The following is a 14941-nucleotide window of genomic DNA, read 5'->3' as shown; positions in this document are numbered from 1 at the left end:
ACTGTTACTTAAGCTCCTGCCATTTTGTCCAAAGCGTTTCGTCTCTTTTTATGTAATTTCCGGCATCTCGGTCCATGTATCCGTTCACAATAAATTCTCTGCGAACGGTACAAAAATCTTCATGATACGTCTTGATAAATTCATTGATCTCTCGTTCCGTATAGGACTGATTGTCGTTCAATTGCTGAACGAAGTATTCTAAGACCACTAACTTCTTCTTCTTTTGAGAAGGGATGTTCTTTAAGCGCCCGTCTTTGTTTAAAAATGCGTTCAATACACTTTTTTGATAACTATCTAGACTAGTTGTCATTTTGGTTGTTCCTTTCTTTACAGAAATTAATTGTCCATTTTTCGATGTCTTTAAAGCCTAACCTTTTATAGATACGACCAGCTTCTGGGTTGTCATAAAATAATGACAGTGTCTTATTTTCTTGAAAAAGGTTATACATCAAGTGTTCTATACAGATGCTTGCCAATCCTTTTCCCTTTTTCTTAGGCAGGGTACAGACACCTGATACCATGGCGGCAACAGATGTCTCACAAACGGTAGATGCTGATGAGATCAACTTGTTATCTTCTTCAATCACGAATATCCTAGACCATCCATTATTCATCTGATCAATAAATGATTCCGGATTATACTCCCTCTTAAATTCAGGAACTTCTTGATAAAAAGAGATGAGCTGAGGAATTTCTTCTTTGCTTAAACATCTGACAGATGCAGAATGGTTAAGATCATGTATGGGATCACATTTAGCATAATAATAACTTTCGTGTTTATCGTAACCGTCTGTAATAAATGGTTCTATTTCTTTCGTTAAGCGCTCAATTCCATTTACTTCTTTCTCATTTGTATCTTTATTGATGATGTCCGCAAACTTCTGTATATTACATTCTGTTTCCCAATAAGGTGTGTATTTGTTCTTGAATTTACATAGCAGAGCGATTAGATCACCGCTGGAATCGAACTGACCCCAAAGCGTCTGGATATCCGCTTCGTACCCATATGATTCTATTCCCCACAACGTAAACAGGTTCTCTGCCGGCTTTTTGCTCAGAAGTTTCATTACGTTCTCATGATCACTTTGATTTAATTTTCTCATATGTTTGTATCCTCAACTTATAGAGATTGTGATTGCCTATTCCGTTCAAAACCTAAATAACGTGTGCCTTGAAAAGTGAGTGTTCCTCTATCACCTTCAACTAACGTACCGTATTCCTCTGACTTAACGTGAAACTCCATTCGGTCCCCGCTCTCTACTTCAAACGTGACATAGTACCATGTGGAAGCAGACGTATCATTAGAACCACCGCTTACTTTGCTTCTTTTCGTTACCATTTTTGCCGCAACATTAAGTACAGGCTGCTTATTATTGCTGTTCCACTGACTGATTCCTTTCACGATGACAATTACAAAAACACTTATAACGATTACAAAGACAGCACCAATAAAAATGGGAACGATATCAAACATCAAATCTCCGCTGCCGCCAAATCCTGGTTCTTCAAAACCTTCCATATCTTCTTCCCCCCCATCACTTACTTACCATAATATTACATACGAAAGTGAAAAAATAGAAGTTTCAGATTTAACACCGTTCTTTTACGGTACGTATTTTTATTTCTGTTACACGTTCACCGGTAAATGCTCTATTTCCACCTGAAGTAACGTCGCGACGACCGGTAACATGGTAATAACCACCTGAACGAAGTTACTTTCCACCGCTAAATCGCCTCTCACCACCCCCAACACACAAAAAAGACTTCCTTTTCACCAAGGAAGTCCTCATTTTCTAATTATTGAAAACTCATCTCTTTGTTTTTGCGAATTTCATAGAGTGCGTTTCGTACTTTTCCAAACTCGGAGGCGTGTGGACGGTCATCTCCATCTCCATAACCGTAATCTACCATCCTATTTCGGTTCAAACATAGCTTTGTAAGCTCTGGTTTAAAGAAATCAAACAGCTTAAAACGCTCTTCTAGATGTGAAAATCTCGCTTGATACGCTTCAATACTGTCTACCAAATGTGACCAGAACGCTTTTTCTTCTATTAACTTGTTACGCACCATAACGTTTGACAGATAACGAAGATGACAGATAAATAGTCCCGTGAAAATAAATTGCGTTAATCCTTCAGGTGGTTCACTTCTTAATACAGCGTGCAGTTCTTCTGTTACACTCTCTAACTCTTTGAATGGCTGATCCGAGATGTTCACGTCATCTACGTAATCTTTAACCGCTAGTCTTTCAGGCTGATAGTCTTTTAGAATTAAGATCGTGTTCTGACCATGTGGCGAAAAGACTGTTCCATATTGATAAAGGAAATGAAGCAGCGGCGGCATCACAACACCGAAGAACTTCTTCATCCATTCGTCAGCAGTTAACCCAGACTTTTCAATCAGACTTTGTACATAAGGCTTTCCGTTTCCATCCACATGATGAAGGGCAGCAAGCGTAATCGGTTGTTCACCGTCTTTTAGATACGTGTAGATACTTTCGCGCCAGATTGTTCCGAGCATCTCGAGGTATTGATACGGTGCTCCCTTTAGCTCGCTATAGTGAGGGTGATCAACATTTATACTCGCTACCTCTCCGGGAAGTACGACTTCACATTCGTCACGTAAGAAACTGTCACCCTCAAATATTCCTTTGATGTGCTCTGTAACGCGAGGTGCGATCCGTGTTCGTTCTGACGGAAGTCCTCGATACACGAGCGTATTTAAAATACTCATCGGAAGCTTAACATGAGATTTCATCGGGTTTGTCACATTAACAAACGTTCGAACAGATTGTTGAGGCAAGTAATGATCGGTTCCTTCTTCTAATGGAACGATCATGCCTGTCGCTAGATCCCGCGGGAAATTTTGTATCAATACGTTATTCCACTGCCATTCATGTACCGGCATAAAATAATAATCGAGAGGTAATTTTCCTTTTTCTCGTAAAATCTCATTGAAGCGCTGAACAAGAACACCATCTAGTTCTCTCATTAAAAGTTTTTCATAGTGAAGTTCCTGTACAGATTGAAACTGAGCACGATCGCGATGAACGGCAATCCAGAACAGTTTCGTTTCGTTCTGATTCTCAGGAGCGTATTTGTTATAGTCATCGAAACCAAATCCGATACGACCTTTGTTATACGTGATCCATGGATGCCCTGACATTTCTCCCTCAAGCTCAGCATAATCAAGATCAACCAGTTCATCAGATGTTTTTTTATGATTGTTTAGTAGATTTGCATCCGCAATAAGCGTATGATTCAGTTCTTTAATAAGGTGACCTGCTGTTTCGGATGACATGCCGATCAACGGCTGAATATCCATTAAGAAACGAATCGCATCTGTTGCAGATTTCCATTCACCATTCTCAAGCACTTCGATTGATTCTGAATCTACATCAAAGCTTTCAAAGTAACGCTTTTCGGCTGCGAAACGATATTTGCGTTCTTCATTCACTGTAAAAACATATCCCTCATCTTCTTGCTCTGGGAAAATCATCTCTTCATACATATATTCTGCAAGCATCTTCGCTAACAGATTTTTGTTCACTTTTTTCCATGTATCTTTTTTAAACATGGACTCTGTTTCATTTATATAAAGCATCTTCTTCCTCCTTATGTATGTGCAATTTTCCTTTGTTTCTTTCTCTCGAGTACGTTCCCCATAAAAAAATGAATAAGTGTAGAACAACGAACAAACTAGCATAAGTAAACACGTCTGAAATCGAAAGGTTATTCACTATGGAGGATGCCGCGACTGGAGCTAGCAGCAACCCTACATTTTGAATCGCAGAGATCTTGCTATAATCTCCATGCATATTTCCGCTCCACTTAAAGAGAAATACATCTATTCTCGCAAGACACCAAGCCGCCCCTATACCGAACATACAGCGGAAAAAGATGAGTCCCGCGATACTCGTTTCGATTCCTTGAAGAAACAACCCAACAATGATCATGGATGCCGCACCAACATAGCCGTACCATCCTAACCGTTCACTGTATTTTTTTATGAGCGGCAATGTGACGATTGCCATCAGACTGGGAATCAAATACAACGAACTGCTCATCATCGTATTCGTGCTGTACACATTTTCCGTGTATGTTGTAAAAAAAGGCCGAATCATATTTACTGCAAGATGAAGCGTTAAAACGATGATTCCAAAAAACAAGAATTGAGTTACTAAGCTACGATGATTGGTTTGTTCTAATTCTGGTTCTACCATTCTGTTTTTGTTTACTTTTCTTAAGAAATGTAGGCTGAAGACTGCCATTAAACATTCAATGATTCCGACGATCCAAAAGATCAATAATGGATGATCCATTTCAATAACCCATCCAGACAAAATCGTCGCTGTGACAATCGCACCTTGCAATACGGCATGATAGCTGGCTGCTGTTCCTGTTGTAGAATTTCGATTCTCAGAAATTAGAATGGTATACAACAGAAAATAGCTGCTCTTAAAAATCAATAGAAGTACACTTGCTGCTACAAACATTTCAAAGCTTGGTGAGATCGCCATCAGAAAGCAAGAGATCCCTGTTCCCCATTGTCCGATGATCAACAGTGTAGAGCTGTTATTTCTTTTGTGTGCGATCAAACCCCATATGGGAGTAAATACCACAACGACGAGTCTGCACGTCATAATGTAGAACCCTGTCAGGTCTGGATCATCTATGCCATACACCTTTTTAAAAAATTGTGGATAAAAAGGTGATAGCAATACTTCTGTGCATACGAACAGAAAAACACAGCTTAATAAAAATACGTTTAACGAACGGTTGCTGGTTTCCATGAAGATTCCGTTCCAAAATTCTGAAACACATTTTTTGTAGTAACAGGATACATTTCCTTCTCAAATAGCGTATTGATAATAACTGCGTTTCTATGTGCGCCAAGTCCAAGGTCTGGGGCACCTACACCGTGTGTATGAAGCTCCCCATTCTGAATAAAGATATGGTTATTTTGAAGTCCCATCGTCTTCAATCGATAATCGCTAGTAATCTGATAGCGGTTCTTAGAATCCCACTGAATCTGGTCCTGCATCTTCATTAAGAAATGCGGAAAAGACGGGGCATAGCCTGTGCCTAACACGATCACATCAGATTTCATTTCAAATACTTCACCTGTTACGTTCTGACGCAGGGTAAGCAAGTGACTGTCTTCAAATTTTTCAAGATGAACAAGTTCGGTCATCGCCTGCAGATGGATATCAGGTTTATGCTGTCCAACTGATCTTTCATAAAGCAGATCATAAATATCAGCGATCGTGTCCATGCTGATTCCTTTGTAGAGAAGGTCTTGCTTTTTTAAAAGTTCATCCTTCTTCAAAGAAGGAAGATTGTAAAAGAAATTCGTATAATCTGGTGAAAAATACTCAAGTCCAAGCTTCGAATATTCCATCGGGAAAAATCCTTTTGATCGTGTGAACCAGTTTAGTGAATAAGAGTCATTATCTTGAATCTGCGCCAGATCATAGAACACTTCTGCTGCACTTTGGCCAGAGCCTACGACTGTCACTGAGTTTGCATTAAGAAGTTCTTCTTTTCGATCTAAGTATTGTGAAGAGTGGATGACTCTTGCACCAAGCTTCTTCTCTAAATGAGAAGGGACAGAAGGAATCGTACCGATGCCAACAGCAAGATGCTTTGTATAGTACGTCTCTGTTTCTCCAGTTTCTAAAGACGCTACAATCACTTCGTATACAGAACTCTCCCCATCTTCAACCGGTTGAATGTGCTCCACTCCCATACCAAATTGGCAAGAATCAAGCTGACTCGCTACCCAACGGCAATAGTGGTTGTATTCTTTCCTTGGGATATGAAAGTTCTCCAAGAAATAAAAGTGGTACAGTCTATTATGTTTTTGCAGATAGTTTAAGAACGTGTATTTGCTTCTCACATCTGCCATGCTAACTAGATCCGCAAAGAATGGTACTTGTAATGTTGTGCCATCGATCAGCATGCCACTATGCCAGTTAAACTCTGTTTTCTTTTCAAAAAAGAGTGCTTTTTTACCTTTTGTTTCATCTAGCATCGCTGCAAGTCCTAGGTTAAATGGACCGATGCCGACACCGATGATGTCATAGATCTCTTTATGTTGTGATGGTTTGAAAGACATCTTTCCATCTCCTCTCGAATGTTTCTCTATAGCAATACATGAGCATCCCGGTCTTATCCGGCAATTCGATCGGCTTTACTTTTTCAAAGCCGCACTTTTCAAATACATGAATCATCTTTTCATTTTGAATATCCGGTTCAGCGATTACTTTTTCAGTCCCTTTCGATAAAAACTGAAAATGTACGATTGCACGCAATAAAGGAAGTGCGTAACCCTTTCCAAGATAGGATTCTTCTCCGATCAAAAGATGAATTCCCTGGTCTTTCGGATGTGGATCATAGCACCTTTCCACCACATCTCCCCTTACCCAGTATGCTTCCCAATAGCTCATCGGAACTCCATCTATTAAGCCCAAATACAGCGTTTGATGCTGATCTGCCAGGAAAGAATTTAAATGCTTTTTGTATGCTTCAAATGAGACATCCAGTTTCCAGTATGGAATCACATACGGTTGCTGTTGCCACTTATGAAGAAGTGATACATCCCGCTCCAAATCTACTTTTACATACGATAACGTCTTTTGGATGGTCTGATCATAGAAACTAAATTCTGGCTGCATCTGTTTTCATCACCTTTTGTAATGGGTTTGGGATCTTCGTGTAGACAGACTGTGTTTCCAGAGAACCAACAAGCTCATCCATATCATGAAAACGCGTAAGTAAGTTCGCTTTACAAGGAAGTTCATCAGCATCCAGTAAGCTCCTGATCAATCCTGACTTTTTGTCTGTTAACGTATCATGGTGCATCAGACGATGACGTAGTATGTCCATAAGGTCTTCTTCCTCGATAAGATCTGCTACTCCAAAACCGTTAATCAGACCGAATAAGTGATTCATGAAAAAATAATAACGAAACCGTTCGATCGCGACCTCATCACTGCAGATCGTTACACTCTTACGATTAAGATTCGGAAGCTGTTCAACGAGCAGGTCGGCTTTTGATTCACTGTAATAGTAGCCTTGATTATCACGGTAATAAAAACGCTTCGGATAGCCATCCTCCATTTGGACGATGGAGTTCTGCTGATGTGCTTCAAGTGCTACACCGTATCTTTCGTACAGCCACAGCATCGGATCTAGTGCGATTGATAAATATTGCTGAAACCAATCTTTGCTGACTTCCTCTGTCGTTCTTTTCTCTCTTTGAGCAATGTCATGAATGATTGAAGCGATTCTAGAGCTTCCTCCAAAACCATGATCCTGACAAAGCCCAGCGATTAAGCTTGCATTTCTTTCATTCTCGTAAAATGGATTCTCTCTGATCACCACTTCAAAGCCTGAAGTCTCTTTATCTGTTGGAATATTTAAGAATGCCGGGTCTTTTATTATCTGAAACGATGGGTAGATTTCCTGAATCTCTTGTCCAATTTTTGATTGCAGAAGTCGAGAAACTTCTACCCCTCTATGCAGTTCTTTTTCCAGGTTAACGCGCAGAGAGTTAGTAATTTTCACGGGTACAGAGAACTTGAACATATATTTAAAATTTGAACTGTATACAGAACGCATAGAAGATGTGGCCGAGAACAGCTCACCGAACGGACCGATGTAGCTCAACTTGCCGTCTTTGATTAAAGATTGAACAAATGAATCATTCAATAAAACTTGAACTTGTAAAGGATGAACCGGTATGAAGACAGACTCATCATCGTATTCCACCTGTTTGGCGAACTTCTCATCTCGTTGCAGAAGCTCTCTAGTAATCTCTTCCGCCGTCACTTCATCTGCCGTATCCTGATCAATAATCGACTTGTCCGCTTGAAAGAAATGGAGCTGAAACTTTCCCTTAAGCTCTGGGGAATAGAGAGATTCCTCTTCATCGCTCATTCCTTGCTTGCTTTTCGGAGTTGGGTGGAGCAGATGACCAAACAAAAGGGACTGCTCTGCTTCAATGAATGTAAACTCACTGCTCTCTAGACTCACGAAGTCATCTTCACGCGCTTCTAAGTACCGTTGTATGTTTCTTTTGCTGAGTATCGTCCGCAGCATCAATTCATCCTCTGCATCCTCACGATCTTGTTTTAGCAACAATTCTTTTGAAAGAATAGAAACAAGCGAAATATAATCGAGTGGTATCACGTTTTCATTGTTTTGATAAAGAATAGGAAAGTGGAACAGATGTCTGCCTGTTAAAGACCAATGCTTAATTGCCGCATAGATCGCTGAACCTTGATTCCTAAGTTCGATCTTTACCCATCTGTTCGGTGTCTCCCCACTCCAATTCAAATCATCTACCGCTTCGTAGACTTCTTCCAACGCTTGTGTTTCTCGAAGATAACAGTTTAAAAAACTCTGTATGCTTGCATTTTCTGCTTGTTGTTTATGATTTATCATTGGGTGATCCCCCTGTTTTCGTACTCTAAAGCAAATTGAGAAATGGTATGAAGGATATCTTCAATATCCACGATTGTTGTTCGTGGGTTCAGTAATGTAAACTTTAAAAAGACTTCACCCTTCACTTTTGTTTTTGCGACTAGAGCTGTTCCTGAATGAAGAATTCTTTTGTAGATATACGTATTCAGTTCATTTAATGAACCTGGTGCGGCATCAGAATAACGAAATACAATCGCGTTGATTTCTGGATTTATATTACACACTTCGATATGAGGTTTCTTATCCATTACACCTGCTGCCTGTTTTGCAAGATGAAGCGTATAATCAATCATGTTTTCAAAGCTCTTTTCTCCAACGATGCGTAATGACATGAAGAGCTTCAACGCATCAAAACGCCTTGTCGTTTGAACCGATTTGCTCACTAGGTGAACAAGGCCATCCTCTTCATCATTCTCAGGATTCAAATAGTCTGCATGATGTGCGATATAGTGAAAATTTGTTTTGTCTTTTACAAAAAAAGCACCACAGCTGATTGGTTGATAAAACTGCTTATGAAAATCGATCGTAATAGAATCTGCCTGCTCGATTCCTGCTAACTTATGAAAATGCTTTTTACTCAGAAGTAACGCCCCACCGTAGGCTGCATCAACATGAAGCCATAATCCATTGTTTTGAGCGATCTCTGCAATCTCTGAAATTGAATCGATACTGCCAAAATCCGTTGTTCCCGCAGTTGCAACAACACACATCGGGATAAGTCCGCCATTCTTCAAGCGCTGAATTTCTTGGACTAATTTAGCTGTGTTCATCTTTTTATGCTCATCCGTTTCAACTGTTATGACTGCCTGTTCACCTAGCCCTAATTGAAAAGCTGACTTCTTCACGGTAAAGTGGGCATCCTCTGAACATAGAATACGGAGTTTATGGGAATCTGCTGGCAATCCTTGAGCTTTAACATTCCAATTCCATCGTTTATCACAAAAGAAATCGCGAGCGAGTAACAGCCCCATATAGTTCGATTGCGTACCACCACTCGTAAATGTCCCATCTGCTGAAGAGGGAAGAACAAGCTTGTTACTTACCCATTTGATCAACCGCTCTTCTAAATAAGTAGCCGTTGAGCTTTGATCCCACGAATCCATAGATTGATTGAGTGTACCGATGATCAATTCAGCTGCGATGGCTGAGATAAGAGGTGGACAATGAAGGTGGCCCATGCTCGTCGGATGAGAAACATGTATGCTGTTTTTTACAACCTTTTCTAAAACATCGTTTAAAACCTTTCCACTTTCCTCTCCATTCTCTGAAGTGAGTGATAGTTCGTTTATTTCTTTCTCGATCTCAGTAGGAAACACACCGGTATAAGCATCAGAGTTATTTTTATAAAACCTACTTAACAGGGCTTCAGTTTCAAGGATGATCTGTTGAAAATTTTGTATTCCTGCTTCACTATCATTAAGGAAAAAGCGATCAAAATCAGTTGTGTTCATCTAGCACCTCTATTTTAGTGCGGCTCTGACCGCATCAGTGAAAATGGCGATTACTTCGTCCAGTTGTTTCTCTGTGATGATAAGTGGTGGCAAGAATCTTACAACACTTCCATGCCTTCCACCTACTTCTAGAATTAAGCCCCTATTAAAGCATTCTCGTTGAATTCGGCTAGCAAGTTCAGGATTTGCAGCATAGGTTCCTTTTAATCCTGTTGGAATTCGCGGATTCACAATTTCTGCACCTACCATCAATCCTCGTCCTCGCACATCACCGATCTCAGGAATCTCATTTTGCAGTATAGAAAGTTCAAGCATTAACTTCTCACCGAGTTCAGCAGCATGCTGTGATAAATTATTATCCTTAATATGACGGAGAGTCGCTGTTCCAGCAGCCATCGCCATCTGGTTTCCTCTAAACGTTCCAATATGTGCACCAGGTCCCCATTTATCCAGTTCACGATCATAGATCACAACAGATAGTGGTAAGCTACCTCCGATTGCTTTAGAAAGAACGACAACATCTGGCACGATTCCCGCATGTTGAAAAGCAAATAGTTCGCCTGTACGTCCGATTCCGGTTTGTACTTCGTCAATAATCAAAGGAATGTTGCGCTCTTTCGTGATGCGGCGGATCTCACGCAGCCACTCAACTGGTGCAGGAATAGATCCTCCTTCTCCTTGAACGACTTCTAAAATCATGGCAGCTGGAGGAAGGATTCCACTCTCTGGATCATATAAAAGATTTTCAATATAGTTAGCGCTGATTTTCCACGTGTCTTCTCCACCGATTCCGAACGGACAACGATATTCGTAAGGATATGGCATAAAATGTACATCCGGCATCAAGCCTTGCACGTTCTGTTTCGGCCCTAAGTTACCTGAGAGCGCCATCGTTCCGTGTGTAGCTCCGTGATAGCCTCCTTGGAAAGAAAGAATGCTTCTTCTTCCTGTTGCCGTTTTTACTAGCTTAATCGCTGCTTCAATTGCGTCTCCACCAGTGGGGCCACAGAATTGAATCTTTGCACGTTTTGCGAATTCTGGTGGCAAGCTATCAAACACTTCACTTACAAACTCCTCTTTTACTGGCGTTGTTAAGTCCAGTGTATGTAACGGACGCTTGTCATGAAGCACTTTCTCAATTGCATCTATAACGACCGGATGATTATGACCAAGGGCAAGCGTCCCCGCTCCTGCTAGGCAATCGATATATGTTTTCCCATCTGCATCTTTTACATAGATTCCTTCTGCTTCCTCAATGGCAATGGGAATTCGACGTGGATAAGATCTTGCATTTGATTCTCTTTTCTCTTGTTGTTTTAAGTATTTTTCGTTCATCTCTATTTGTAACATGCTCATCATTTATTCCTCCTAATGGATAATCTGACGCCTAGATGAAAATGATTCTCATTACTAATTACATGTATAACCTTAATTGATAATGATTATCATCGTCAATGATAAATTATCCCTAATTTCTTTCCAGGTTCTTTTATTGCTATTAGGTGATGTTAGGTCTAAAGACTCATAACTAAATTAAGTTTTTTCTTTAAATGAACAAAAAAAAGACCAGCTCTAGGCTGGCCCTTACATTAAAAATTCTATTGTTTATCCAATACATCAATCATGCGAAGCGCTACACTTCTACTCGATTGAGGATTCTGTCCTGTAACAAGTGTGCCGTCTGTTACCGCGAAATCTTCCCATTTTCCTGCTCGTTGAAACTCTGCGCCAAGTTCACGAAGCTTTGTTTCGAGTAAGAATGGTACTTCTTTCGTTAGCTTCATTTCTTCTTCCTCTTCATCCGTAAAGGCTGTAACTGTTTTTCCTTTTACGATTGGTGTACCGTCTTTAAGTGTTGCCGTTGTAAGTCCAGCAGGACCATGACAGACACTACCGATTACTTTATTAGTTTGTGCCATCTGACTTACTACTTCTTTTAAAGCATCACTCTTTGGAAAATCAAATACGGTACCATGACCGCCCGGTAGATAGATCGCATCATAGCTCGTCGCATCTTCAGAAGTAAGTTCTGCAGTACCTTCCAGCTGTGCCAGTGCTTCCTTATAGGTTTCTTTATCCACACCTTCTAAACTGTTCGGATCTAGCGGAACATCTCCACCTTTAATGCTTTTTACCGTAATATCATATCCTTTGTCACGAAACTCGTTGAAAGGAACCGCAAACTCCTCTAACCATAGCCCTGTCTTGTTATTACCGATGTTTTGATGATTTGTGACGACGATCAATACTCGTTTTGTCATTGTTACACTCCCTTTCATTACATTACGTTTATCATTTTTCCCGAATCTAATGATTTAAAACACGATAAAATATAGAAGGGAGCGAATTTAAACGGTTGCTTTGTCGAAAAGCCTATAAACTGATTTTTATGGCCTATAAATTTTTTTGAAGGACCATAAATTTATCATTAGGGACTATAAATTATTTTGAAGGCTTATAAATGTTTGTTTACGGCCTTTAAGTACTAATCCACAAAAAAAGCCTTCCTAACAATAGGAAGACTTTTACTAATCACTCAAACTGTTTATAAAACTCCGGATCATCAGGGTCTGCCCCGTTACGTTTGTCTTGATTTAGCGCAGAGATACGCGTCATATCCTCATTGGATAGTTCAAAATCAAAGAGTTCAATATTTTCTTCAATCCGATGCTGCGTTACTGATTTAGGTATCGTAACCACACCGTTTTGAAGATCCCATCGTAAAATAATTTGAGCAACGGATTTTTTGTATTTATCAGCAAGCTCTACCAAGGTTGGTTCCTCAAAGATCTCTCCTTTTAAAAGAGGTCTCCAGGCTTCTAATTGGATACCCTGCTCTTTACAGAACGCTAACAATTTTTCTTGAGATAAACGAGGATGGTATTCCACTTGGTTCACCATAGGTTTAATCTCTGCATCTCTCATCAGATCTTCTAGATGATGTTGTTTGAAGTTACTGACACCGATCGCTTTAGCTCGGCCTTCATTATAGATTTTCTCTAGTGCTTTCCATGTTTCATTATACTTTCCAGGCATTGGCCAATGGATTAGGTATAGATCCACATAATCCAACCCTAGTCTTTCTAAACTGGCATCAAAGGCTGCTAAGGTTTTTTCGTAGCCTTGGTCAGTGTTCCAAACTTTTGTTGTAATAAAGAGTTCTTCTCTTGGAACATTGGATTCGGCGATTGCCTGACCGACACCCGTTTCATTGTTATAAAGGCTTGCTGTGTCAATGCTTCGATAACCTGCTTCGAGCGCCCACTTTATGGACTGGATGACTTCATCACCATCTTCAGCTTTATAAACTCCTAGACCAATCCATGGCATTTGAACACCATTATGTAGAACGGCACGATCATGAATACTGCTTGGCATAGTGAATCCCTCCTTGTTCACATTGTGGCACAATCTTTATAAAGTTAAAAACATTACACTCTTTGAAGTTTACCTGCTGTTTCGGCTAAACGTTCAGAAGCATTATCTAAGATCGTCGATTCACTCCACGTAAATCCATCGTTTTCATACCTCGGAATCACGTGCATATGAAAATGAGTGAGATCACTAAACTTTCCCCCATTTTGGTTGATCGTAATCCCATCAGGGTTAAAACTGTTCTCTAGCTTTTTCGATATGTATTTTGCAGCATCCATCACAGCGTTCATTTCTTCAACCGTAAGCTCCGTTAATTCCTTCACATGTCTTTTAGGGACAATTAACGTGTGTCCTTCGTTAAAAGGATCAATGTCTAGAAAACATGTTACCCACTCATCTTCAAACACCGTATGTATCGGTAATTCTTTATTCGCCAATTCACATCCTAAACAACTCACCCTAAATCCACCCTTTCAACCTAGCTAATAATAATCCGTGTGCTAATTCACTATCCTTCCAAAGCCCCTGTTCAATATTACGGAATGCTCGATCTACAGGAATGTGAAAGGCTTGAATCGTCGCTTCCTTTTTTTCAAGCATTTGAGATCTGTATTCCACAATATCTTTTGTAAAATAAACATGCGTAACGGTATTACTCAAACACGCACTAGGCTGGATACTTCCTAAGAAAACCGTTTCTCCACACACGATACCTGTTTCTTCAAGCAATTCTCGTTTAGCCGCGTCCATCGCATCTTCATTTTCGTTCATTCCACCACCTGGTAGTTGAATGATAACTTGATCTACTGCAGGTCGATATTGGCTGATCAATATGAGAGAATCATTCTCTAACGCGACCATTACAGCAGCTTCATAAGGCATCTCTTTTAACGTGATACTTCCAAATTCATCTTCAAACACTTCAATCTCTTTATCTCTGCTCTGATAGACAAGTTCTTTTTTCAAGATTACCCCACCCTTTTACACCAGTTTCCCCTTAACATTATCCAAACTTGGAAACATTTTCAACTAAGAGTTATCTGGTAATACCATCCAGTTAATATTTAAATGCACAGTGGAAATTTTTTCTAATCGTTTGGTAGAATAATAAGAAGGAAACTTTATGTCATTTCTTTCGTATTACGTGTGACTAGCTATGGAGGAGATTGCATTGAAAAAGAAAATCGGAATAACTTTTATTATACTTTCGTTCGTTCTGTGGATTCTAATACCGGTCATACCTTTCTTATCATTGGGTGCAGGCGTTAAAACAGCCATCGTCAGTGGATTATTTATCGGCGGAGAAGTTTTCTTCTGGCTAGGTGCGCTATTAGCAGGAAAAGATATTGTAAAAAACTTCATTCAAAAGTATTGGAGAAGAGGCCAAAAAAACGACGATCCCTCTTAATAGATTTGGCGGCGAATGAGGATCATCATTATAGTAGGTGAAAAAAATGGAAGAACTGCTTCTAGGCTTTATTTACACATTCTTGATCGTAATCACGTTTGAAACATTGTTTACTAGAATATTAAATAATGGCGTGAAGCATACTGCCAAAAGAATCGTTGTTCTTGCACTCCAGTGCTTGGTCATCACTTGGATCCTTTATCAAATGTACACATAAAGCC

16 protein-coding genes are annotated in these 14941 nt (G+C 39.9%); 2 read left to right on the top strand and 14 right to left on the bottom strand.

Annotated features, from left to right (window positions below):
* Positions 1-4: 4 nt before the first annotated feature.
* The 14 genes from ABE65_RS04635 to ABE65_RS04570 form a co-directional block, all read right to left on the bottom strand.
* Positions 5-310, bottom strand: a complete 306-nt coding sequence (locus ABE65_RS04635) for a DUF2087 domain-containing protein (protein ID WP_066391857.1) — start codon at positions 308-310, stop codon at positions 5-7.
* Complete coding sequence (locus ABE65_RS04630) at positions 300-1103, bottom strand: GNAT family N-acetyltransferase (protein WP_066391855.1); 804 nt, start codon at positions 1101-1103, stop codon at positions 300-302. The genes ABE65_RS04635 and ABE65_RS04630 overlap by 11 nt, the downstream gene beginning before the upstream one ends.
* Positions 1104-1120: 17 nt before the next feature.
* A complete protein-coding gene (locus tag ABE65_RS04625; RefSeq protein WP_066391853.1) occupies positions 1121-1519 on the bottom strand; it encodes a DUF2500 domain-containing protein in 399 nt (132 codons plus the stop codon).
* A 278-nt stretch (positions 1520-1797) separates the two neighbouring features.
* Positions 1798-3603 carry an IucA/IucC family protein gene (locus ABE65_RS04620; protein ID WP_066391850.1) on the bottom strand — a complete coding sequence of 602 codons (1806 nt, stop codon included), beginning with the start codon at positions 3601-3603 and terminating at the stop codon, positions 1798-1800.
* A complete protein-coding gene (locus ABE65_RS04615; RefSeq protein ID WP_066391848.1) occupies positions 3587-4792 on the bottom strand; it encodes an MFS transporter in 1206 nt (401 codons plus the stop codon). The genes ABE65_RS04620 and ABE65_RS04615 overlap by 17 nt, the downstream gene beginning before the upstream one ends.
* On the bottom strand, positions 4768-6117 hold the full coding sequence (locus ABE65_RS04610; RefSeq protein WP_066391846.1) for a lysine N(6)-hydroxylase/L-ornithine N(5)-oxygenase family protein: 1350 nt from the start codon (positions 6115-6117) through the stop codon (positions 4768-4770). The genes ABE65_RS04615 and ABE65_RS04610 overlap by 25 nt, the downstream gene beginning before the upstream one ends.
* A complete protein-coding gene (locus tag ABE65_RS04605) occupies positions 6092-6643 on the bottom strand; it encodes a GNAT family N-acetyltransferase (RefSeq protein ID WP_066399759.1) in 552 nt (183 codons plus the stop codon). The genes ABE65_RS04610 and ABE65_RS04605 overlap by 26 nt, the downstream gene beginning before the upstream one ends.
* Before the next feature lie 16 nt (positions 6644-6659).
* On the bottom strand, positions 6660-8447 hold the full coding sequence (locus ABE65_RS04600; protein ID WP_066391844.1) for an IucA/IucC family protein: 1788 nt from the start codon (positions 8445-8447) through the stop codon (positions 6660-6662).
* The gene (locus ABE65_RS04595; protein ID WP_066391839.1) at positions 8444-9937 is read right to left on the bottom strand and encodes a pyridoxal phosphate-dependent decarboxylase family protein; all 1494 of its coding nucleotides are present in this window, start codon (positions 9935-9937) and stop codon (positions 8444-8446) included. The genes ABE65_RS04600 and ABE65_RS04595 overlap by 4 nt, the downstream gene beginning before the upstream one ends.
* Before the next feature lie 9 nt (positions 9938-9946).
* Complete coding sequence (locus tag ABE65_RS04590) at positions 9947-11293, bottom strand: aspartate aminotransferase family protein (protein WP_066391836.1); 1347 nt, start codon at positions 11291-11293, stop codon at positions 9947-9949.
* A 242-nt stretch (positions 11294-11535) separates the two neighbouring features.
* Entirely contained in the window at positions 11536-12198 is a 663-nt protein-coding gene (locus ABE65_RS04585) for a type 1 glutamine amidotransferase domain-containing protein (protein ID WP_066391834.1), read from the bottom strand.
* A gap of 271 nt (positions 12199-12469) precedes the next feature.
* Entirely contained in the window at positions 12470-13315 is an 846-nt protein-coding gene (locus ABE65_RS04580) for an aldo/keto reductase (RefSeq protein WP_066391833.1), read from the bottom strand.
* Positions 13316-13368: 53 nt separating this feature from the next.
* Positions 13369-13770, bottom strand: a complete 402-nt coding sequence (locus ABE65_RS04575) for an HIT family protein (protein ID WP_066391829.1) — start codon at positions 13768-13770, stop codon at positions 13369-13371.
* Position 13771: 1 nt separating this feature from the next.
* Complete coding sequence (locus tag ABE65_RS04570; protein WP_082861291.1) at positions 13772-14278, bottom strand: NUDIX hydrolase; 507 nt, start codon at positions 14276-14278, stop codon at positions 13772-13774.
* A gap of 205 nt (positions 14279-14483) precedes the next feature.
* On the opposite strand from ABE65_RS04570, the gene ABE65_RS04565 reads away from it, so the two are divergent.
* Both ABE65_RS04565 and ABE65_RS21750 read left to right on the top strand, forming a co-directional pair.
* Entirely contained in the window at positions 14484-14720 is a 237-nt protein-coding gene (locus tag ABE65_RS04565; protein WP_066391818.1) for a transporter suffix domain-containing protein, read from the top strand.
* A gap of 46 nt (positions 14721-14766) precedes the next feature.
* A complete protein-coding gene (locus ABE65_RS21750) occupies positions 14767-14937 on the top strand; it encodes a hypothetical protein (RefSeq protein ID WP_156499114.1) in 171 nt (56 codons plus the stop codon).
* Positions 14938-14941 lie beyond the last annotated feature (4 nt).

Origin of the sequence: Fictibacillus phosphorivorans (assembly GCF_001629705.1) — a bacterium.
In the GTDB taxonomy this organism is placed as follows: Bacteria; Bacillota; Bacilli; order Bacillales; family Fictibacillaceae; genus Fictibacillus; species Fictibacillus phosphorivorans_A.
The sequence above is the reverse complement of the archived record's forward strand: the minus strand, read 5'-3'. Positions and strand labels throughout refer to the sequence as shown.